The 1285-nt window shown below is 61.9% G+C and carries 2 protein-coding genes; one reads left to right on the top strand and one right to left on the bottom strand.

Annotation, left to right across the window (positions count from 1 at the left end; translation table 11 throughout):
* A partial coding sequence (locus EN893_RS34320; protein ID WP_164901398.1) for an outer membrane beta-barrel protein occupies positions 1–217 on the top strand: 217 nt, incomplete at its 5' end.
* 71 nt (positions 218–288) lie between these two features.
* On the opposite strand, the gene galU is transcribed toward EN893_RS34320, so the two are convergent.
* The gene (galU, locus tag EN893_RS34315; protein WP_127270261.1) at positions 289–1194 is read right to left on the bottom strand and encodes a UTP--glucose-1-phosphate uridylyltransferase GalU; all 906 of its coding nucleotides are present in this window, start codon (positions 1192–1194) and stop codon (positions 289–291) included.
* Positions 1195–1285: the final 91 nt, after the last annotated feature.

Raw genomic sequence — 1285 nt, 5'->3', positions numbered from 1 at the left:
CCTCACCGCCAATGCGGCTCTGGGCCTCGACTGGCGTGATTACATCGGCATCGATGGCCATGACAGGGTGTTGAGCGCCGAGGCCGGACTGACCTGGTGGCTGAACCGCTACGCCGGCCTCACCACAAGGGTGAGGACCGAGAAGCTGACCAGCAATCTGCCGGGCCGGGACTACACCGCCAACAGCATCTTCCTCGGCGTGAAAGTGCAGCGCTGAGGACTTGCGTGCCAAACGTGCGTTGAGATCAGACCGGCCCTTCCGCGGACCGGCTGAACATCGACATCGACTTAAGATGCGGCGCCGCGGCGCTCGGATGGCTTCATCTCATCGAGAAGCGTGCGGATCACACCGGCCATGTTCTCGTTCATGTCGCTGCGCCACAGCGCGAAGGCGACATTGGCCTCGACGAAGCCTTCCGGCGATCCGCAGTCGAACGTGCGGCCTCGATAGTGGTAGCCGTAGAAAGGCTGCTGCTTTTCCAGCTTCAGCATGGCGTCGGTGAGCTGGATCTCGTTGCCGGCGCCTTTTTCCTGGCCTTCAAGGATCTTGAAGATCTCCGGCTGCAGGATGTAGCGGCCGTTGATGTAAAGATTGGACGGCGCGGTGCCGGCCTTCGGCTTTTCCACCATCTCGGTGATGCGGAAACCGTGATGCGTGTCCTCGCCGCGGCCGACGATGCCGTATTTGTGGGTTTCGGCGGGAGCGCATTCCTGCACCGCGATGATGTTGTTGCCGGTCTCCTCGTAGAGCTCGACCATTGCCTTCGTGCAGCTCTTCTCCGACTGCATGATCATGTCGGGCAGCAACAGCGCGAAGGGCTCGTCGCCGACGAGCTCACGGGCGCACCAGACGGCATGGCCAAGTCCCATCGGCACCTGCTGGCGTGTGAAACTGGTCTGCCCCGGCGCCGGCTGCAGCCGTTGCAGGCGGGCGAGCTGGTCGTCCTTGCCGCGCTGGGCCAGCGTGTCATAGAGTTCGAACTGGATGTCGAAATGGTCCTCGATGACGGCCTTGTTGCGGCCGGTGACGAAGATGAAATGCTCGATGCCGGCCTCGCGTGCCTCATCCACCACATACTGGATCACCGGCCGGTCGACGACGGTCAGCATTTCCTTGGGGACAGCCTTGGTGGCCGGGAGAAACCGTGTGCCGAGACCGGCGACCGGGAAGACTGCCTTGCGAACTCTCTTCATGCTTTCAATTATCCGTTTGAGGGCCAGCTCCGCAATCCCCGTTCCAAGACATTTTCACGCCGGAATTCGGGACTACTGGGCAACTGAGAGG

This window comes from Mesorhizobium sp. M7A.F.Ca.CA.004.04.2.1 (genome assembly GCF_004022825.1).
Classification (GTDB): Bacteria; Pseudomonadota; Alphaproteobacteria; order Rhizobiales; family Rhizobiaceae; genus Mesorhizobium.
Note: the sequence above shows the minus strand (reverse complement) of the source record. Positions and strands in the feature narration are given on the sequence as shown.

Excerpts from the sequence above, each read along its gene's own strand:
- galU (WP_127270261.1), bottom strand. The coding sequence starts at position 1,194 with ATGAAGAGAGTTCGCAAGGCAGTCTTCCCGGTCGCCGGTCTCGGCACA.